Raw genomic sequence first — 20,192 nt, forward strand, 5'->3', positions numbered from 1 at the left:
TATTTTGAGAAGTCTGATTTTTTCTATAAAATACCAAGGATTGATAAATTAGATAAATAGTTGTTTAGAAATATTACCCTTACAATATCTAGATGAATAGTCTGAGATTATCTGAATAGCTTTATTGTTTATTCTCAATTAAATGATATATTTAAATAATTAATAAATGTTCTTACTTAATTTAAATAGCTTTCTCTAAACTTATGCATATCTCCTTAATTTTTCTATGATTGCTCTTTTTATCTATTGACCTCTTTAATTAAAAATTTTGTATAGGAGTAATATTGTTTATTTGCATATTAGACTGATGATTATTCCACAAAAAATAAGGCCGCGGATATTTTAATTTATCCAGCCACCTTATTTTTTAGAGTAAGTATAGAGATTCCACTTTTCTGCTATTAAATCAATTCTATCAAGAAATTTTCCTAATTAGTTTTTGAAATATTTACCTTTAAATAATTGTTCATATTTATACTCATAATATCTATTAAGGCTTATTTAGGTTTATTCAAATCTTCAAGAGCATTTAAAAGCTTTTGATTGAGTTCAACATATTTGGGGTTTGTTCTATCCCTAACTCTTTCAATATTCACATCAACATTCACCGCAATTTCTCCACCATTCTTGTTTAGCAAAATTATTCTATCAGCTAAATAAACAGCCTCATCAACACTATGCGTTATAAAGACAATTGTCTTTTTATGACCTTGCCAAATTCTTAATAATTCTTTCTGTAATTGAATCCTAGTATATGCATCCAATGCTCCAAAAGGTTCATCCATTAAAATTACATCAGGGTTATTAGCTAAAGAGCGAGCAATTGCCACTCGTTGCTGCATTCCTCCTGATAATTCATGTGGTGCAGATTTTCTAAATTTTTCTAAACCAATTATTTCTAAATACTCGTCCACAATAGCTCTCTTCTTATTTTCTTTTATATTTTTAAATTTAAGACCCAAACCAATATTATCCTCTACATTCAGCCAAGGCATTAAAGAATAACTCTGAAAAACCATTCCAATATCTGCGGTTGGTTTTGTATGACGTTTCCCTCTATAAATAACCTCTCCAGAAGTTGCTGATTCAAGTCCAGCCATGATTCTAAGAAGTGTCGATTTACCACAACCTGAAGGACCTACTATACATAAAAATTCATTTTCTTTAACTTGTAAACTCAGATCCTTTATAACTTCTAGTTCATTTTCTTTATGCTCATTAAAAAATTTTTTTACTTTTTTTATATCGAATATTATATTTTCCATACTATCACTTCACTAACTTTTGCCATGAGAAATATTTATCTGAGATTTTTGTAAATATCATATCAAATAAAGCTCCTATACTACCAATACAGATAATACCAACTATTACTATATCCATCCTAGTTAATTCATAAGCATGAGAAATCAAATATCCTAATCCACTCATTGACCCTGGCAACATTTCAGCTGCAACTAGACAAGACCATGCTGCAATTAATCCATTTTTTAATCCATTTACAATATTAGGTCCTGCAGCTGGAGATAAAACATATCTAAAAATATCTTTATTCGATGCTCCTAATACTTGCGAACTTTCTATCAATACTTGTCTTACATTACTTACGCCAAATAGAGTCGCTCCCCAAATAGGAAAAAAAGCTCCTAAAAATATTAAAAATATCATTGACAGCTTAAAATTATCTACAATTGCATATGTTGGTCCATAAGGAACACCTGAAATCGTAGCAATACTCATCGTTCCAAACCAACCTAAAACCAAAGGCCTCCAAGCAATTGCAGGAACAGGTCTAAATACACTTATAGTCAAATTCAAGATTCTATTCACTCTCTGTGAATATCCCATTAAAATTCCCAAAGGTAGCCCCACTATTATTGCCAAAATATAGCCTATAAAAACTCTTACCAAACTATAAATTATATTTTTTGGTAATGTTCCTATTCCAATTATTTCTTCATTAAAATTTATAAAATGTGCAGCGACAGTCGTTACCTTAGGAAGCACCGCATTATTTCCAACTTGTCTTGCCACAACCTCCCAAAAAATGATAAACAAAAGAAGAACAACCGAAGGAGAAATCAGCCGTATTATTTTTTTCATTTTGCTGTTCAAATTTTCACCTCAATATCTAAAATAAGTGTTCAGTGTATAGGACAAATACAATATTCGACCTTTAATCAAATATTGTATTTGTCTAACAGTAATATTATTGAACTTTATCTACAAATGAATAATCAAAGATTTGATCTTTTACTTCATCAAATTCTTTATCTTTAAAATCTTTTGTAAATTTCCCCATTTCAGACATTGCGTCATAATAAATTTTCATACCATTCTTAAAGTTGTCATCAGGAGTGGTAGAGTATGTTGTATCATTTTTATTTAATATTTCAACATCTAAACCAACAAAATCTGAAAGTAATTCAGCAGTATCTTCTCTATTATTTTGTGCATATGTTTGAATATCAGTAGTAATTTGAACAAGCGCCTGAACAACTTCAGGATAATTTTCAATAATGTCATTACGAACATTAAAAGTACAACATGGAAAATCTACCCATTTGCCTCCAGGTAGATCATCAAGTTTAGCCAATATCTTTCCTACACCTTGAGCCTCGGCATTTTGAGGATTAGGTATTGGACCAGCCCAAACTTCTACTTGATTGGAACTTAAAGATGGAACAAGGTTATTCAGTCCTTTTAAATCACTCATCAATACATCAGCCTCATAATCAGAAGTATCTTCTGAAACTTTTAATCCAGCGTCTCTCAGTGCATATTCTAAAACAAATCTTGGAGCACTGACAGCTGAATGATATCCTGCTAATACTGGTTTATCAGAATTTTTAGCAAACTCTACCAATTCTTCAAATGAATCATATTCAGCATCAATATCAGCAACAACCGCAACTCCACCACTTTGTACTGGACACAGAATACTACATTCTAACCCTTGATCAATTCCTGTCATAAAAGCTGTACTTGATGAATATGCAGCATCAATATGACCTTGAGACATCATCGTAACATTCTCGGAACCATTTGGTCCTAAAATAAAATTTATAAAAGCAATAACTTCTCCATCTTTAACCAACTCTAATCTACTATCTGTAATTGGCCTTAAGAATGTATCATTATTTTCAAATAACTCTGGCTTTAAGAAAACCAAATGTGGATTCACTGTATGTAAGTCATTTCCCCACGCAATATTTAGCTCTGGAAGTTCTTCAACCAGTTCATTATTTTCTTCCTTAACTACTTCTTCATTAGTATTTTCTACTGAGCTCTCTATTTCTTGATCTGATGCATTTATTGTCTTGTTACAACAGATTACTAAAAAGAAAAACATAGTAAACATTAATGTAATTATAAATGATATCCTTTTTTTCATAATGGACCTCCTAAAAATTAACTTATTATATAAACAGTTGATACATATAAACTTCCAGACAATTAATAAAATAAGTAACTCATAATTCGTCTGAATACTATTCATCATATCTATGTCTCTTCGAGAGATTATAAATAGTAATATATTTAATATCCAATTAAAATAAACATCTGATGCATTCTTTAAAATATTATTAATAATCCATTACCCATTATTTTTATTTAAAATCGTTACCATTCCTTTCATTGACATATCAATTGAAGCCTCCTCAAAGAATGATAGCAATTTTAAATACTTACTACAATGGAAGCTAATATAGTTTTTTTTTATAAACATACTTATCTATTTTAAAAAAATGCTCAATTTTTAACAATAATTCTGTATGTCACTTTTTATCCTAAAAATTTTTAAATAAAAATTAATTTATTTGCTCAATATTTTAATCATTTTCTAAAGAAGATTTCAAAATATATAATTAGATATCTTTCTTTTCCAATCTCAATTAATTTATATATTTATATACTTAATAACTATTGGTACACAAAAACTCTCCTCTAAGCATTTACTTAAAGGAGAGCTTCTTATTTCTTTATTTAAATAGATATCAATCTAGTTCTACACTTGACTTACAATTAATTCTTGACCAATTTGGATAAAGTTAGATTCTAAGTTATTCCATTCTTTCAAGTCATTAACGCTGACACCAAACTTGTTGGCAATGACCCATAGGGAGTCGCCTGCTTGAACAACATAAGTCTCACGTTCGGGTTGCTCTGGATCTTCTGGGTTTTCAGGATCCTCCGGCTTATCTGGTTCTTCCGGATCCGCTGGTGCTTCTACCACTAATTCTTGCCCAACTTGGATAAAGTTAGATTCTAGTTTGTTCCATTCTTTCAAATCATTGACACTCACACCAAACTTGTTGGCAATGACCCATAGAGAGTCGCCTGCTTGAACGACATAAGTCTCACGTTCGGGTTGCTCTGGATCTTCAGGATCTTCAGGATCTTCTGGATCTTCTGGATCTTCTGGCTTCTCTGGATCCTCCGGCTTATCTGGTTCTTCCGGATCCGCTGGTGCTTCTACCACTAATTCTTGACCCACTTGGATAAAGTTAGATTCTAAGTTGTTCCATTCTTTCAAGTCATTGACACTCACACCAAATTTGTTGGCAATCACCCATAGGGAGTCGCCTGCTTGAACGACATAAGTCTCACGTTCGGGTTGCTCTGGATCTTCTGGATTCTCAGGACCTTCTGGATCCTCCGGCTTATCTGGGTCTTCCGGATCCGCTGGTGCTTCTATCACTAATTCTTGACCCACTTGGATAAAGTTAGATTCTAAGTTATTCCATTCTTTCAAGTCATTGACACTCACACCAAATTTGTTGGCAATCACCCATAGGGAGTCGCCAGCCTGAACGACATAAGTCTCACGTTCAGGTTGCTCTGGATTTTCTGGGTTTTCAGGGTCTTCTGGGTTTTCAGGGTCTTCTGGTTTTTCTGGATCTCCTGGGTTCTCAGGATTTTCAGGATCTTCTGGCTTCTCAGGATCATCAGCTTTCATTTCCCAATCAATCACAAAATAGCCATTTTCATCCCAATTTACGAAGAAATCGACGTGAATTTTTTCATCAAATTTAGCCTTTCCATATTCTAAAGCTTCATCAATTGTTTCAAAAGTTTTTTCATCTCGAATCAATTCATTAGAAACATTTTCTTGTTCCGTATTCTCATCCGTTGTTCCTTGGTCAGGATTTTCCTGAGCATTCACTGATAATCCTCCAAGAACGAAGGCAGAAGTAGCGATAAGAGTCATTTTTTTCCAAGGAGCAAATCCTTTATAAAATTGCTTTAACATGTTTATTCATCCTTTCGGTTGAGCACTAGAAACATTTTCTTTTTTTCATTAACACAGTTACCAGCATTCGACTCTCAGCAACTGAAATGTAAACAAAAATATAATAGTTATTTTTGTAATTTAATCGTAATATAAAATTTTAAGCACTTCAAATGAAACGGCTTTTTTTCACAAAAACTTCAATCTTTAACCTTGTTTTGATCACCTTTACGAAAAAAATAAAAATATTTTGAGCAAACTTAAAGCACAAATTTCAAGACTTATTCACAAACTTCTATACCCTTATTTTATAAAATATGAGGCTGTGACATAAGTCTCTAAAATACCCAGAATTATGATTCGTAATGAATCATAATTCTGGATTTTCTTTATAGAAGTGAATAAGAATACCCATCTTCTGAGATTGGATGCCATTAAAGCCAATCCAATCTCGTTATTAACACGATCAATCCCTCGTACATGGAATCGAATGAAGCCCAAACAGGCTTTCAGATGACTAAATGCAGGTTCGACATCAATTTTTCTTTGATGATATATCGAACCATAAACGTCATCTGAAAGCAATTGTCGCTGTTTTGCTTTAAAATATTCATATTCAGGATTTACTTGTATTCGACGTTTGTATCCCTTCGCCGTAAATGCTTCTTCAATATTCATTTGGTCAATCGTTTTTGTTTCTGCCACATATTCTGTAAACTGGCGCTCAAAGCCATATTTATCCGTTCGCGTTCGATAAGCATGAAAATTAAAGCGGACACCTTGAGGATCTACGTAATAGTCATCTGATTCCACATACGCCCAATTCATTATTTTTTGGTCATCTGTCTGCCACCGTTTACTTTGTTCTTTGATATAGGTGTTGTAAGGGATAATCGCCGTCAACTGAGGATGGACATCTTCGAGATAACGATAATTTGCTTCAGAACCATAACCTGCATCGGCTGCGACGACTTGTGTCTGTTCGACTAAGCTAGAATGCGTTTGTAGAAAAGGGATGAAGGTTCGCGTATCGGTTGGATTGGGAAATAGTTGATAAGCTAAGAAAAATTTTTCACGTGTCGCAACTTGAAGGTTATATCCTGGTTTCAATTGACCGTTTTTCATAGAGTCTTCTTTCATCCGCATAAATGTCGCATCCGTATCCGTTTTGGAATAAGAATTCCGCTCACCAAATCGTTCTTTTTGTAAGATACAGGTTCTTTTCTTTAATTGTCGTTGTCTCAATTGACGTAAGCAACGTTTTAATTTACGATGGGATTTTTTCTTAGGATGGGGAGATATTCGTGGTTCTTGGGCAATCTCTGCTTCAAGTTGTTCAAGATGAACTTCTAGCTGTATCAGCACTTCTTCTAACTCATCCAAAGTCAAATCAGTATCCTCAGGAATCACTGCTTGTTGAAAGTGTTCATGGATGTCATTGATTAAGGTGACAATCTGTTGACGATTCAATTCTTCATAACGCATCGTATTCTTTTTCCAAACAAAACTATATTTGTTAGCATCTGCAAGTATTTTTGTGCCATCAATAAAGATGATATCATCTATAAAGCCTGCTTGTTTGAGGAAATGCGTAAAATCATCAAATGATTGCGTTAGAATTGTTCGCAGTTCTTGAGACACACGAAATCGACAAAGGGTTCGATAACTTGGTTCAGCTTCTTGAGTCAGCCATCTTGCAGGTAAATTTTCTTGAGCAAATTGTTCGATCGCACGGCTTGAGAAAATTCCGCGTGAGTATGCATATAATAATATCTTTAATAACATAGAAGGATCATATTCTTTGGGGCGTCCATACGTATAGACATGATCAAGATTTAGCGACTCTACAAATTCATAAATAACCCAAACAACGTGATTTTCTTTAGGTGAATATTGAGTTGAGAGTTCCAATGTGAGTTGGTTTATGTTATAGTTAGGGTACATTTTGTTAGTCCTTTCGAGGATTATTTTAAACAGAGGGTTGCCGCCCTTTTGTTTTTTTAATTTTCCAATAACATTATAACACAAAATCGCCCTTAACGCTGTTGTAACAACGTTAAGGGCGATTTTTAGGCTGATTTATGTCACAGCCTCGTTATAGATAACTGTATTATTACTCTTTCGACAACAAATTAATTAAATTATTTTTGAAATCTAACAACTTATCAAAATATAGTGATTCCTCATTCCATACTAAATAGATAGAAACTTTTTCAATTCCTTGAATAGGTATTCCTAATAATTCTGGCTCTTTCTCAATAATTTCTTTGAAAAGAATAGAATTTAATTTCCTTTCTTTAATCAAATATATTGCAGAAGTAAGATGGTTTGTCTCCAAAACAATATTTGGTTTCAACTTTTTTTCTGCGAATAAATCATTAAAATAACTAGTGATAAAAGATGGTTGTTTAAGCATAATCAGTGGATGATCTGACAACTCTTCCATTGTAAGAGCCGCACAACCATTTAAATCAGATGACTTAGTACAAAGCTGCAAACTTGTCTCACATATTTTTAAAAAAGGGACTCCAAATTTTTCATTTTCTAAACCTGCAATCAAAGCAAAATCAATATTTTTATTTTTAATACTTTTTAAACACAAAGGGGACAATTCTTCAGAAACAGATAATAGTATTTCTAAATTTTTTTCAACAATCATTTCATACATCATTGGCAGATACATTGCACTTAACATCGGAGGCAACCCAAATCTAATGTGCTTTTCTCCATGCTTCAAATCACTAACAGTTCTTAGTAATTCATCATATTGCTCCAAAACTTGAATTGTTTTTAGAAATATGGCTTTGCCTTCATTTGTTATTTCTAAAGTATTATTATTAGTTCTTTCATACAATTGAATTCCTAATGTGTCTTCTAATTTCTTTAATGACGCTGAAATTGTAGATTGTGAGACATATAGTTTTTTAGCTGCTTTTGAAACATTGTTATCATTTTCACAAACTGCTTTAAAATAATTTAAATGGATTAAATTCATAAAGATTAATTATTCAATGAATTTGATCGATGATACTCTACTGCCCTCAATAAACGATTACATCCCTCTTCTAAAATTGGTCGAGGTACAGCAAAATTCAACCGGACAAAACCATTTCCTTCTTTCCCAAAGGACAAACCACTATTCATAGCTATTTTCCCTTCTTTCTCAAATAAATCCATCAATTCTTCTTGCGAAAGGTTGAGTCCATTACAATCTATCCAAAGTAAATAGGTTGCTTGTTGCTTGTATGCTTTTAATTCCGGAATATTTTCTTCAATAAATTTAACAGCAAATTCCATATTCATTTCCAAATATTGAACCTCTTGATCAATATATTCATCGCCGTATTTATAACAAGCAATAAATACATTTTGTCCCATAACCGTTCTTCCCATTGCCTTATTTCTTTTACGTGAAAGAATGTATCTTGTCATTATATTTTTATTTGAAATAATGACTGCAGCAGTCCGGACACCTGCTACATTAAATGATTTTCCTGGATTCAAACTTGTAACAGTTATATCGGATATTTCTTTTGATAATGAAGCAATTGGAATATGTTTGTTATCTTCGTAAATAATATCTGCATGTATCTCATCTGAGAAAATTAATATGTTGTTTTCCAAACATAATTTACCAATTTTCAATAATTCATCCTTAGTAAAAACTTTCCCTCCTGGATTATGTGGATTACATAAAATTAACATTCTTGTTTTACTATTGCTAAGTTTCGCCTCAAAATCTTCCCAATTTATCTCATAATTTCCTTGTTTATATTCCATGCTGCTATTCAATAATATTCTACCATTATCGACGACTGCCTCACGTAATGGAGAATATAAGGGAGTTAATAATACAATATTATCTCCTGGTTGTGTAAATTCTTGTATAAGATAAATACAAGCTGGAACAACGCCAAAAGCAAATTCAACATGTGAATTATCAATCTCCCAATCATGTCTTCTTTTCATCCATCCTTTAACGGATTCATTAAATTCTGGGAGTTCATATGGATAACCGTATAACTCATGAGCATTTCTATTATTAGCAACTTCTGCCACTTCTTTCGGAACTTTAAAATCAGTATCTGCAATCCACATTGGTAAAACAGTTTCATCATATAGGTTAGGATTAAATTTTTTACAATCAGACCCTCTTCTATTATTAACTTCGTCAAAATTAATTTTATTTGTCATAATAACTCTCCTTTTTTATTTTACAAAACAAATATAATATATGAACTTATAATATTAACAACTAACCCAACAATAATTGGAATAAAATTTCTCTTTACTATCTCTTCTAATTCAATTTCCGCTAAACCAGCTACGCTAATCATTGCTGCAGCAACAGGTGATAAGCCTCTTCCCATTCCTGATGCAAGCTGCATAGGCACAGCAATTTGATAAGTTTCTAATCCTACTTTCGGAGCTATATCATTAACAAGAGGACCAAAAGCAAACCATCCAGCATTTCCACTGCCTAATATTATGACAGCTAAAAAAGAAAGTAATGAAAAAGAAATAATGATAATAAGTTGAGCACCTCCTAAATTTGAAATATAATTGGCAATAATATTAAAACCACCTAATTGAATTAAACCTTTGGCAAAAACACTAGCAGCCACTATTAGAGTTACTATATTTGCAAAAGATTCTCCCATAGCATTAAAAACAACTTTCAAATCCTCTGTTAATAAAGCAACTATATCTTTTTTATATCTAATTGTTTGTACAACTAAAGTAACCACAATCCCAATTAAATTCGCTGAAAAAACATCTAAAGACATCTTCGGAAGCATAGAAACTAAAATAACTAAAATTAATGGAAGAGCTGGAAGAAACGCATAAATAAAGGGTAAATGTTCAAATGTTTCATTTTGAGCTGATGAGGACCCTATTTTTTCATTAACTTTTTCTTTTGAATCAAGGTATTTAAAATATACAGAAACTGTAATGGCAACTGCAACAATACTTAAAACAGCTGGAATTACTTGATAATTTATAAAATAAGAACCCACTTCTATACCTGTAACATTATCCGCTGCAAAAATTACAGCACCATCATTTGGTCCCCAATCTAATGAACCAGATAAAATTATTGTAGAAGCTGCACTTAATTTACTTATCCCTAAGTTAGTCAAGATGGGAAAAGTGGTAGCCATTAACAATAGTCCTAAGCCAGCATGAGAAGTTATCATCATTTTCAATATGATTCCTATCACATATAGTAAAGCCAATATTAGATACGGAGAATCTATTTTTTTCAAAGGCTTTGTAGCAGCTTCTGCTAACTTTGACGAGGCTCCAATTCTAGTCATTAAAGTTGCATATCCCGCAACTATCATCAAATTTGATCCAACTCCACCAAGTTGATTTTTAAATTCACTCGTTATCATACCAAAAATATCAAAAACAATATTTCCCATCGATTCATTTTCCATTGGCGAAAAGCCAGTTGTGACATAAATTATTACATGTATTATAATACCACCCATAAAAAAAATTAATAATGGATTATATTTTTTCACAACAAGATACGAACAAGTTATTACGATAAATAGAGTTAGTGATAAAATAATAAAATCATTCATAGTTTAACCTCATTTCATATTTAGTAAACGCTTACTTTAAAATAAGAATAACATGAGAGCATTTAGAAATGAAATTCATAATAATCAACCCTTATCGATTTTATTAATAGTAAAATATTTACCAATTTTATTGATACACAAAAAAACCGACTATTTCTAGTCGAGTTTTCTTTAAATCATAAGCGTTCAATTTCAATCCTTTGTTGATCCGTATTCACTTGGGCTATAGCGCCATATTGTAAGAGCATTTTTGGATAGGCATGGCCAAAGTTGATATTATAGACTACCGGTATGTGCTCAGGAACAATCCTCTGATAAATTGTTTTATATTCTTGATAATAAATTTCATTTTGTGGCTTACCTACAATGATACCGCTCAATTGTTCAAAATCTATTTCAGCATTTAGAACAGATAACATTTCTGTCACTTTAGATGGTAGAGGTCTTTCTTCCGAGGTTTCAAGAAATAAAATGGCGCCTTGCCAATTTTCCTTAGCAGGAAAAAGATTGTACCTTTGGTTGATCTCCTTTTCTTCTGGATAACGCTCTCCTACTATTAGATCGTAAAGACTTTCTAGGCAACCACCTAATAAATGACCTTGAAATTTACTTTGTCCTTGAAGTAACTCATACCCTTTTGTGTCTAAATGGCTTAGTCTCGCTATGCCAAGTTGTTGTTCAGAAAAGTCTTCTCTTTCTTCATACCAAAGATTACTAGGTTCATAAACAAAGGGTTCTTCCGTGAGAATGTTCTCAAATGATTGTCGACTATACGCTAAGATATCAGGCCCCAAATCCGCAAAACATGTTAGATAGCTTAACCCATAGAAAGAATGCAGTCCTAATTTATAGAGAAGCAAATGATTGATAGTAGTATCTGAATATCCCATAAAAAATTTAGGCTGCTGATAAATTATTTCTTTCGCTGATGCAGTTAAAAGATAAGGAGCTAATTTAAAGGTATCATCACCACCAATTGCACAGATAACACCTTTAATGGTCGGATCAGCAAAAGCTTCCAATAGGTCTTCAGCTCGCTTCTCTGGGTGAGCGCTTAAATAATCCATCCCTTTTAAAGCATGATCCATGTATACCACTTCAAAACCATATGCTTCTAAACGTTCTTTACCTAAGCTTAATTGATGACGACAAAAAGCTTCTCCTAGGATTCCACTCGATAAGCTTACAACCGCAATTTTATCTCCTCGATTTAATGTAATCATTCGTTCTCCCCCTTTTCTGTTGTTTCAAAGTATAGCACGGTAATGACTTTCAAACCATCTCATCTTGGGCATTATTTTTGTGACCTGTCTAAAGATATATTATGATGAGACAAAGCAATACATGTAGAAAGGAGACTTCTTATGAAATGCCCTTACTGTGGTTCTAATCAGACAAAACGGATTCATAAATCACTCTTTACAATCAGCCTCTATTTCATCTTTGCAGGTGCCCTCATTCCTGTCATCGGAACTTTTTTTCTACTACCAATAGGAATTATCATGTTGATGAAATATGCAATCACTGATAAAAAAACAACCGTTTCTCGACAAATGAAATGCCAAGACTGCGGTCGCCATTTTACTCGATAAGAAATGAACAATAATCAAAAAGCAACCGGTAAGACGGTTGCTTTTTGATTTAATTATAAGTCTTATTCTTTCTAAATGTAGACCACAAAAGGAGTAAACATGCGATAATAAACAGAGTCAACGAACTTTGTATCAGTTCTCCATAATTTGATAAAGAATTCGTCCAGATATTAGCAGAATCTCCACTAAAATGCGTTAAAGGAATCATATCTGCTATCCGCTGTAAAAATTTGGGGAAATTTTCATATCGCAAGCCCATATTCCCACTAATAAAGAGTAAGAAGAAGTAAAGAATCATAATCACTGCATATGTCGGGCCAAACTTACCGATCATATCTGCCACCGCATGAGAAATCATCAAGAAACAAATCGTAAAGAAATAGATAAACAAAAAGTAAATGAGCGTTCCCATTAAATTGGCTGGACGAATACCATGAACAAAATGCATCGTTATAAAATAAATGACTAAAGTGATGGTCACTACAATCATTTGTCCAATGAGTTTCGTTGCAATAAATTTCCGATTGCTAACGCCAAATAATTTAAAACGTAACGGAATTTTCTTCTCTAACTCTTGGGCATAAGAAGCCGCATATCCAATCAGTCCCACACACATAGGAATCATAATGCTCATCCCCAAAACAATCGAGAGAGTCACTTCATCTTGAAAAGCTTCCGGAACTTGGCCTACAATTCCTTTAGGGATCAATATTCCCATAAAAATTGGCATTGCAATTCCAAACAAAGGAATAAAGAAATTTCCAAATATATTTCGGACCTCATACTTGATTAAATTAGCTTGCATGTTTCTGACCCCCTCCTCGATAAAACGAAGCCTTAGCATTTATAACCATTAATTCAATATCATGACTAGTCCGACGATAATCAATATTATGCTCCATTAATTGGTTCAATAATAATTTCTCTTCATCCAATGAGTTAATCGAAATCGCAATCGTGTGATCTGGTGCAAGTATCTTCTTGAATGATTTAGCAATCTTCTCATTTTCTGTACTATGATCAAATAGCATCACTTTCTGACCACAATACTGTTGAAAGAGTGCAACCTTATCTCCGTAAGCAATCAGATTTCCTTGATCCAACAATACGATTTGGTCCACTAGGTGCTCTAATTCTTCATAATAATGCGAAACCATGCAGAAGCTATCAGAAGAACCTTGATACCAATTTTGAATTTTTTTGATTAACCTTTGTCTTGTTTCGAAATCTAACCCCGAAGTCACCTCATCAAAAAAGGTAAACGGCGACTTTTGGAAGAGAACCATAATCAAAGTAAAGCGCTGCTTTTGTCCTCCTGATAACTGCTTATATTTTTTGTTCAATTGGTCTTCCATATCAAAATATTCAATCAATTCGCGTAGTTCTGGATTCTGCTTAATTGAAGTATTGAGGATGGCTTCCATGACATACTTACATTTCATCGTATCCACAAACTCATTGAATTGAAGGTGAACCGCCATCTCACTGGGTGAAACTTCTCGTGTAATTTTTCCTTCATAGGGAATCAAACCTAAGATAGCATTAATTAAGGTTGTCTTTCCGGCACCATTTCCTCCAATAATACCAATTCGTTGCCCTGCGTCAAATTGAATTCGCTCATCAATTCTCAGTACTGTCTCCTGCCCATATTTCACTTTTAACTGTTCAATTGTAATCATACGACTCCTCCTTTGGCTTAATTTCACTATAATCAAATGAAGTGGATCCTGTATGGAGATCCTGTGAGGATTAAGCAAAATATAAGGTTGTTTCAACTTGGTTCTCAATATTTCGAATTTCAATTCGATAATCGAGGGCTTGAGCATATTTATTTGCGATATATAAGCCGAGTCCACCAGAAGTCAGATGGTTACGAGTCGTCACAAAAGGTTCAAAGATTGATTCCAATAAATTAGGGTCAATTTGTCCTGCATTCACTATTTTCAAATAATTTTCGCGCAGTTGAATCTCAATTTTGCTACATTCCGGACTATGCGTAAAAGCATTCGCAATCAAATTATCAATGAGTTTATAAAGATAGTCCCCCTGAGTAGTTAATTGAAAAGAGAGAAGATCTTTCTCTATTTGTTTATCACTACTCTCCTTTTGAAATTGATAGGAATCTAGGACTTGTTCTACTAATTCATCGATTGCAACCCAATCCTCTTTTTGTGCATCCAATGGACGATTGATTATCAACAAATCATCAATAAGATGTTGAATTGATTGAATCTGTTCTTTAACCTTAGGTAAATATTGTTCATGATCTTTAAATTTACCAATCCCATCGATCATTGATTCTACCAGTAACAAACTAGCTGCCACAGGTGTTTTTAATTGATGAGAGGAAGCTCTTAAGAAAAGTTCTTGCTTTTGATGCTTATCTACCAAACGATGATAAGTTTGGCGCAGTTCCAGATACATATCGTCAATACTTTCAGCTAAAGATTCAATCTCATCATTTGAATGCAATTCAAGGCGACTCATCTCTTTTAATTGATTATGGCGTAACTTATCGGTATGTTTAACAACTGATTGGATAGGATTGACAATCATACGCGTAAAATAGAGACTTGCTAAAGCAGTAAATAAAATCAAGCCTAACACAATCATCGGTAAGCTTCTTAACACAACCTCTTGAATATCATCAATCTTAGAAATAGAAAAAGGAATATAGGTCACAATAATTCCACCTTCTTCTTGACTCACTCCCAACGAATTAGTATAAACATTCTTTCGATCTTCGACAGAAGCGATAAATAAATGATAATTATCCCCTTTAACCACTTTAGAATCATGCATGCTTTCATCAAATTCATGCTGACTACTTTTTAAATTAATATCGAAATCATTTTGAATCGTTTCCCTTATCGTCTGCCAATATTCTTTTGATGAAAAGCGTTGATCAATTTTAAAATTTGGATCTTCAAAGGAACTATCTTTAACATAATTCAGTAAATCCAGCATTTCTTTATTTTTCAGCTCAATACTGGCTGTTCCGTAGGCAGAGAGTACCTCCACCACATTAGAATCTTTAGAACTGGTAAAGATCAAAGAAGCATTTAAATTCGGTGCCGCTTCCACAGGAAACTTTCGCTGGTCTAAATAAGCTTCATGAAAATTTTGACTCGCTTCTGTATTCGAACGCACCATATTCGCTAAATAGAGAGAAGGTAATAAATAAACTAAATAAGCTAAAATAGCTGAAACAAGTGTCACCGTTAGAACAAAACTATAAACAAAAGTTTTTCGATTTAGATTCAATTAACCACCTCATAGCGATAGCCCACTCCTATAACCGTTTGAATACAATTGATCGGCAATTTTTTTCGTAAATTTTTAACATGTGTATCAATCACTCGGTCTGAACAGATATAGTCTGTTCCAAAGACGTGATCTATCAACTGATTTCTTGAGAATACTTGCTTAGGATGCTGCAATAATACTTGCAAAATTAAAAATTCGGACAAGGTCAGTTCCAAGTCACGTTCGTTGTACAGAGCTCGAAAAGCTAATTCATCAATTTGAAGGCCCGTTTGCTGCTTAGAAGTGCCCCTATCTTGTGAGCTTGCAAGATGGTGCCCTCGCCTCAAAATGGTTTCCACTCTTTTCAATAAAATAATCGGTGAAACAGGTTTAATGATATAATCATCTGCATAGCGATTAAACGCTTCAACCTGCGTTTGTTCATCACCCAGTGCGGTGAGCATTACCACTGGCAATTCAGGATGATGAATGGAAATATACTCAAGCACTTCTAAACCTGTGATTCCCGGAACCATAATATCTAAAATAGCAAAATCAAACGTTTCTTGCTGCAGAGTTTCGAGCGCCTTCTGTCCATCTCCCACTTGTGTCACTTGATAGCCAGCAATCTTGAGATATTCCGCTAAAACTTCTCGAATCATTTCTTCATCTTCCAAGAATAAAATTCTATACTCCTGCATGATATCACCTACTTCCTGATTTTAATTTATTATAACCTATCCATGTGTTTTTTATTTGTGGATCTCAAATTTAAATGCGCCCCATCTATAAGATCGTTAAATTTATGTGAAATTTTTGATAAAAATTCGATATTCCCTCTGAAACTTTCAAAAATGTATGATAATATACTCTTAACTTAATAAAAGGATGATCCGAATGATACGAATCAAAGCTTTTGATGGCATTAAAGGATTTGCTATCTTATCAATAATACTTTATCACTTATGGCCCGAAGTAATTCCAGGAGGTTTCCTAACGGTTAATACTTTTTTAGTTTTATCGGGCTATTTCTTGACCAATAAACTGAGAAATCAACCTTTAAAAGAAGTGGCTTCCTATGTTCATAAGACGATCAGTAGAGTTTGGTTTCCACTCTTATGGTTTTTAATCTTCATTGTGGTGGGACTATTAATCCTTAATCCTATCGCTTTAAAATCTTTACAGTTAGAAATCCTTGCGAGTCTAACTTTTTTAAATAATTTTTTTCAATTGGCAAGTGAACGCTCATACTTTACGGATATGGCCAACGCTTCTCCTATGACACATCTGTGGTATATCGCGATTTATATTCAATCCTTTATCATCGCCATTCCGGTGATACTGATAGGGGATCGTTGGATAACTTCCGATAAGATCAAGGGAATTTTTTGGCTACTGGTTTTTGCTTGTACTTTGTATCTAAACCACCTGCATTATCAACCCGGGCAAGATCCGTCAAATGTCTATTATGGGATCCAAACCCGCTTTGCATCGTTTGCGATCGGAATTGCTGTCGCTTACCTAAACACGAGTCTCCAAGCAGCCATCAACCAATATCGCTATTTTGTAGCCTCCTGGATCTACTTCCTGATGAGTGTAGGCTCTTTTGTTATGATGGTCTACTTGATCTTCCATGTCAGTGATCAAGAACCCATCACCTATCAATTCTGGTTGCCTTATTATAATGTCCTGGCGAGTGCTTTTATCATTGGAGCTAACCACCGCTTCAACCTAGTAGAGGACTTAATCGGTCACCCCCTTTTGGCCTGGTTAGGTCAGAAATCTTATAGCTTTTATTTGTGGTATTACCCGATTATTGTCTATAGTTTCAGCTATTTAAGAAACTTCCAGGATAAAATAAGCTTACTTAAAGGGGCCACTTTTCTAGCTATTGTCGTGATCGCCAGCTTATTTTCTTATCTCATAGAATCTAAACGGATGACTTATTTATTTGGTACAGACTTTAATTTCAAACAGGATTGGCAAGATCTGATCAATCACTTTAAACCTAAACCTAGATTCTCAGCACTTCTAGCTCGATCCATCATCTATTTCGGCTTACTTGGAACTTTTATTTATGGAATTTGCTATGCTGATAATCAAAAATCCTTAGCTTTATTTGAACTGGAATACGGCATGTATCAAACTCAGCCCTCTCCCTTTAGTCTCTACTACCCGCATGATCAAAAGGCCAAAGCCCTTCGTAGTGAATTGCTTGCTTTTGACCAAGAAATGGAAACAAATTTTATTCAGTTAGCTTCCCCGGGTTCTCTAGTAGACGACACATTTAAAACAGATCTAGGAAGAGAGATGACTCAAAAAATAAGCCTTCAATTATTAGCAGCCGCCGCAGATAAAAAAGAAGATCAGACCGATGAAGAGAAAGTGAGAGAAACTTTATCAGAACCATCTGATGATCAGGAGGCCAAACTAGAATACATTCAATCGATGGATCCTGAAATTGTTGAACTCTTATCAGAAGAAGAAATGCTTTATGCTGTGGAGCTTCCCGTTACCCTCTTTGGTGATTCTCTGGCCAAACTTGCGGGGCCAGTCTTTGAAACGGTCTTTCAAGAAGGGTCAACGTATGGCTATACCAGCCTACAAGTGTGGGATTCTTATGACGAATTCCAAGACTTACTCGATCAAGAGTTAGTTGAAGAGACATTAATCATTAATCTTGGGACCAATGCCGGCTACGACCTACCAGGTCTCACCGAACTCATCGACATGGCAGGCGATCGTGAAATCTATTTGGTCAATACGAACTCTGCTGTAGAGCATGTAGAAGAAGTCAACGAAGTGATTAAAGAGTGTACAAAGCTATATGATAACGTCCACGAAATTGATTGGCACAGTGTTTCACTCGACCATCCAGAGTATTATGGAGAAGATGACATTCATTTATCCTTGGAGGGACTCGACTATTACACTGCGACGATCGTAAAAGCTTTATATGAAAATCAATAACATAAAATAAGCTGTTCTCTTTTTTGGAGAACAGCTTTAATTTATAGCTACCACTATTTATGCTATATTATAAGCAATACGATTATTGGAGGTATATGATGATAAAATTAATTATGATTGATATGGATGGAACGCTTTTTAACGATCAAAAAACTTATGACCAAGAGCGTTTTGACCAAGTGGTTAAAACTTTAACCGATCAAGGTGTTATTGTAACCATCGCAACAGGTAATACGGATGCCTTAGTCAAACGCGAAATCTCACATGCTAGCTACCAACGTTTGCATCTTGCTGTTACCAATGGCAATTTAACCAAAAATATCCATCAAATTATTAATGTTTTTAGCATTGATCGTCCTTTACTAGAAGAAGTTCATCAATATATCCTCGATCACCAGTATCCTTTCTCTATGATTGCGATCACTGAACAACATGATTATAAAATCTTAAATTTTGTTCCTGAAAATAATGAGATTGATTTTTACTTTCCAGAGGCAATTTCTCTTGAAGAAATCAAGCAAATTCCAGCTGATGAAGATATCATTATGCTTGAGATTTTCGCGCATGGCTTAAGCCTTGAAGAAATCAAGCGGATTTCCCAAGAGGTGACCCAACAATTCACTCAATTGACCAGTGTTTCTGCTGGAGATCAATGGTTGGATATCTACCACCAAGAAGGTGGCAAAGGAACGGCTGCTAAAATTCTGCAAGACTACTATGAGATTAAAGCTGACGAATCAATGGCTTTTGGTGATAGTCTAAATGACCAGTCAATGATGGAGAATGTTCACTACTCAATGGCCATGGCGAATGCGGATCCGGATTTACTGCCATCTTGCAATTATCAAATTGGTGACAATAATGAGCAAGCAGTCATTCAAATTTTAGAAGAAATTGCCAATGGGCAAACGAATTTTGAAGACTACCGAATCAAGCGATCATAATACCTTAATCCAATAGCGCTCCACCTCAACTTGATCTAAAGAATCATAGACACGATTTTCTAATTGTCCACCACAAGCAAGAATCGTACGTCTACTCGCTTCATTATCAACATCACAGGTGATCAACACTTTATTAATTGATTTTTCTTTCATTTTAGCCAAAGCACTCATCAGCATCCATTTTGCATAGCCTTTTTGGCGCCCACTTGGTCGAACCGAATAACCAATATGGCCTCCCACCTTTAGGAGGTCTTTTGTCAGTTCATGCCGTAAATTAATCATCCCCACAATCGTCTGGTCTTCTAATCGCAGGCACATATATTGATCCGAGGGAACCCTTCCCTCTGGACAGGTCTGAGCCTTCGAATTCTTATCGACAAAAAGAAACCAATCTTCGATTTGATCGAAATTCATAAGTGAATTAGACCCATAGGCTTTCTCACGCTGCTTCATAAACTCTGCTTGATAAGCGAGTATTTCATTTTGGAAATTTTTTGAAACTGGTACTAATTTTAGTTCTTCCATCTCATCACCTTCGCCTTTTATTTTGGCTATTATAGCACATTTCTTCAATAACATAATCATCATTAAACCCCGCTCTTCTTTTAAATAGAGC

General features: G+C 34.2%; 17 protein-coding genes. 3 read left to right on the forward strand and 14 right to left on the reverse strand.

Annotated features, from left to right (window positions below):
- Nucleotides 1-497: 497 nt before the first annotated feature.
- The 9 genes from HZY91_RS01480 to HZY91_RS01520 all read right to left on the reverse strand — a co-directional run bounded on the left by HZY91_RS01480 (nt 498) and on the right by HZY91_RS01520 (nt 12,047).
- Entirely contained in the window at nt 498-1,265 is a 768-nt protein-coding gene (locus HZY91_RS01480; RefSeq protein WP_197114010.1) for an ABC transporter ATP-binding protein, read from the reverse strand.
- A gap of 4 nt (nt 1,266-1,269) precedes the next feature.
- Entirely contained in the window at nt 1,270-2,115 is an 846-nt protein-coding gene (locus HZY91_RS01485; RefSeq protein ID WP_218958236.1) for an ABC transporter permease, read from the reverse strand.
- Nucleotides 2,116-2,209: 94 nt separating this feature from the next.
- The gene (locus HZY91_RS01490; protein ID WP_197114013.1) at nt 2,210-3,394 is read right to left on the reverse strand and encodes an ABC transporter substrate-binding protein; all 1,185 of its coding nucleotides are present in this window, start codon (nt 3,392-3,394) and stop codon (nt 2,210-2,212) included.
- 615 nt (nt 3,395-4,009) lie between these two features.
- Nucleotides 4,010-5,254, reverse strand: coding sequence for a LysM peptidoglycan-binding domain-containing protein (locus HZY91_RS01495; RefSeq protein ID WP_197114015.1), 1,245 nt, complete (start codon nt 5,252-5,254; stop codon nt 4,010-4,012).
- Nucleotides 5,255-5,536: 282 nt separating this feature from the next.
- Nucleotides 5,537-7,177: an IS1182 family transposase gene (locus HZY91_RS01500; RefSeq protein ID WP_197114017.1), complete on the reverse strand. Its 1,641-nt coding sequence runs from the start codon at nt 7,175-7,177 to the stop codon at nt 5,537-5,539.
- 169 nt (nt 7,178-7,346) lie between these two features.
- Complete coding sequence (locus tag HZY91_RS01505) at nt 7,347-8,228, reverse strand: LysR family transcriptional regulator (RefSeq protein WP_197114019.1); 882 nt, start codon at nt 8,226-8,228, stop codon at nt 7,347-7,349.
- Nucleotides 8,229-8,233: 5 nt separating this feature from the next.
- Nucleotides 8,234-9,427 carry a MalY/PatB family protein gene (locus HZY91_RS01510; protein WP_197114021.1) on the reverse strand — a complete coding sequence of 398 codons (1,194 nt, stop codon included), beginning with the start codon at nt 9,425-9,427 and terminating at the stop codon, nt 8,234-8,236.
- 20 nt (nt 9,428-9,447) lie between these two features.
- On the reverse strand, nt 9,448-10,824 hold the full coding sequence (dcuC, locus tag HZY91_RS01515) for a C4-dicarboxylate transporter DcuC (protein WP_197114023.1): 1,377 nt from the start codon (nt 10,822-10,824) through the stop codon (nt 9,448-9,450).
- 176 nt (nt 10,825-11,000) lie between these two features.
- Nucleotides 11,001-12,047 (reverse strand): S66 family peptidase, encoded by a 1,047-nt coding sequence (locus HZY91_RS01520; protein ID WP_197114025.1) that lies wholly within the window; start codon nt 12,045-12,047, stop codon nt 11,001-11,003.
- Between the two features lie 141 nt (nt 12,048-12,188).
- On the opposite strand from HZY91_RS01520, the gene HZY91_RS01525 reads away from it, so the two are divergent.
- A complete protein-coding gene (locus HZY91_RS01525; protein WP_197114027.1) occupies nt 12,189-12,416 on the forward strand; it encodes a hypothetical protein in 228 nt (75 codons plus the stop codon).
- 49 nt (nt 12,417-12,465) lie between these two features.
- Here HZY91_RS01525 and HZY91_RS01530 read toward each other — a convergent pair whose 3' ends face one another.
- The 4 genes from HZY91_RS01530 to HZY91_RS01545 form a co-directional block, all read right to left on the reverse strand.
- On the reverse strand, nt 12,466-13,221 hold the full coding sequence (locus tag HZY91_RS01530; RefSeq protein ID WP_197114029.1) for an ABC transporter permease: 756 nt from the start codon (nt 13,219-13,221) through the stop codon (nt 12,466-12,468).
- Complete coding sequence (locus tag HZY91_RS01535) at nt 13,211-14,095, reverse strand: ATP-binding cassette domain-containing protein (protein WP_197114031.1); 885 nt, start codon at nt 14,093-14,095, stop codon at nt 13,211-13,213. The genes HZY91_RS01530 and HZY91_RS01535 overlap by 11 nt, the downstream gene beginning before the upstream one ends.
- A 70-nt stretch (nt 14,096-14,165) precedes the next feature.
- A complete protein-coding gene (locus HZY91_RS01540; protein WP_197114033.1) occupies nt 14,166-15,680 on the reverse strand; it encodes a HAMP domain-containing sensor histidine kinase in 1,515 nt (504 codons plus the stop codon).
- Nucleotides 15,677-16,363, reverse strand: a complete 687-nt coding sequence (locus HZY91_RS01545; protein ID WP_197114035.1) for a response regulator transcription factor — start codon at nt 16,361-16,363, stop codon at nt 15,677-15,679. The genes HZY91_RS01540 and HZY91_RS01545 overlap by 4 nt, the downstream gene beginning before the upstream one ends.
- Before the next feature lie 196 nt (nt 16,364-16,559).
- Here HZY91_RS01545 and HZY91_RS01550 point away from each other — a divergent pair, with 196 nt between their 5' ends.
- On the forward strand, nt 16,560-18,632 hold the full coding sequence (locus HZY91_RS01550; RefSeq protein WP_197114037.1) for an acyltransferase family protein: 2,073 nt from the start codon (nt 16,560-16,562) through the stop codon (nt 18,630-18,632).
- A 98-nt stretch (nt 18,633-18,730) separates the two neighbouring features.
- Nucleotides 18,731-19,576, forward strand: a complete 846-nt coding sequence (locus tag HZY91_RS01555; RefSeq protein ID WP_197114039.1) for an HAD family hydrolase — start codon at nt 18,731-18,733, stop codon at nt 19,574-19,576.
- Here the strand turns inward: HZY91_RS01555 and HZY91_RS01560 are convergent.
- A complete protein-coding gene (locus HZY91_RS01560) occupies nt 19,571-20,164 on the reverse strand; it encodes a GNAT family N-acetyltransferase (RefSeq protein ID WP_197114041.1) in 594 nt (197 codons plus the stop codon). The two genes, HZY91_RS01555 and HZY91_RS01560, sit on opposite strands and share 6 nt — an antisense overlap.
- Between the last annotated feature and the right edge of the window lie 28 nt (nt 20,165-20,192).

Source organism: Facklamia lactis, assembly GCF_015863205.1.
Lineage (GTDB): Bacteria > Bacillota > Bacilli > Lactobacillales > Aerococcaceae > Facklamia > Facklamia lactis.

Bases quoted from the DNA above. Each gene is read 5' to 3' on its own strand.
- HZY91_RS01480 (WP_197114010.1), bottom strand. From the start codon at position 1,265: ATGGAAAATATAATATTCGATATAAAAAAAGTAAAAAAATTTTTTAAT.
- HZY91_RS01490 (WP_197114013.1), bottom strand. From the start codon at position 3,394: ATGAAAAAAAGGATATCATTTATAATTACATTAATGTTTACTATGTTT.
- HZY91_RS01495 (WP_197114015.1), bottom strand. From the start codon at position 5,254: ATGTTAAAGCAATTTTATAAAGGATTTGCTCCTTGGAAAAAAATGACT.
- HZY91_RS01500 (WP_197114017.1), bottom strand. From the start codon at position 7,177: ATGTACCCTAACTATAACATAAACCAACTCACATTGGAACTCTCAACT.
- HZY91_RS01505 (WP_197114019.1), bottom strand. From the start codon at position 8,228: ATGAATTTAATCCATTTAAATTATTTTAAAGCAGTTTGTGAAAATGAT.
- HZY91_RS01510 (WP_197114021.1), bottom strand. From the start codon at position 9,427: ATGACAAATAAAATTAATTTTGACGAAGTTAATAATAGAAGAGGGTCT.
- dcuC (WP_197114023.1), bottom strand. From the start codon at position 10,824: ATGAATGATTTTATTATTTTATCACTAACTCTATTTATCGTAATAACT.
- HZY91_RS01520 (WP_197114025.1), bottom strand. From the start codon at position 12,047: ATGATTACATTAAATCGAGGAGATAAAATTGCGGTTGTAAGCTTATCG.
- HZY91_RS01525 (WP_197114027.1), top strand. From the start codon at position 12,189: ATGAAATGCCCTTACTGTGGTTCTAATCAGACAAAACGGATTCATAAA.
- HZY91_RS01530 (WP_197114029.1), bottom strand. From the start codon at position 13,221: ATGCAAGCTAATTTAATCAAGTATGAGGTCCGAAATATATTTGGAAAT.
- HZY91_RS01535 (WP_197114031.1), bottom strand. From the start codon at position 14,095: ATGATTACAATTGAACAGTTAAAAGTGAAATATGGGCAGGAGACAGTA.
- HZY91_RS01545 (WP_197114035.1), bottom strand. From the start codon at position 16,363: ATGCAGGAGTATAGAATTTTATTCTTGGAAGATGAAGAAATGATTCGA.
- HZY91_RS01550 (WP_197114037.1), top strand. From the start codon at position 16,560: ATGATACGAATCAAAGCTTTTGATGGCATTAAAGGATTTGCTATCTTA.
- HZY91_RS01555 (WP_197114039.1), top strand. From the start codon at position 18,731: ATGATAAAATTAATTATGATTGATATGGATGGAACGCTTTTTAACGAT.
- HZY91_RS01560 (WP_197114041.1), bottom strand. From the start codon at position 20,164: ATGATGATTATGTTATTGAAGAAATGTGCTATAATAGCCAAAATAAAA.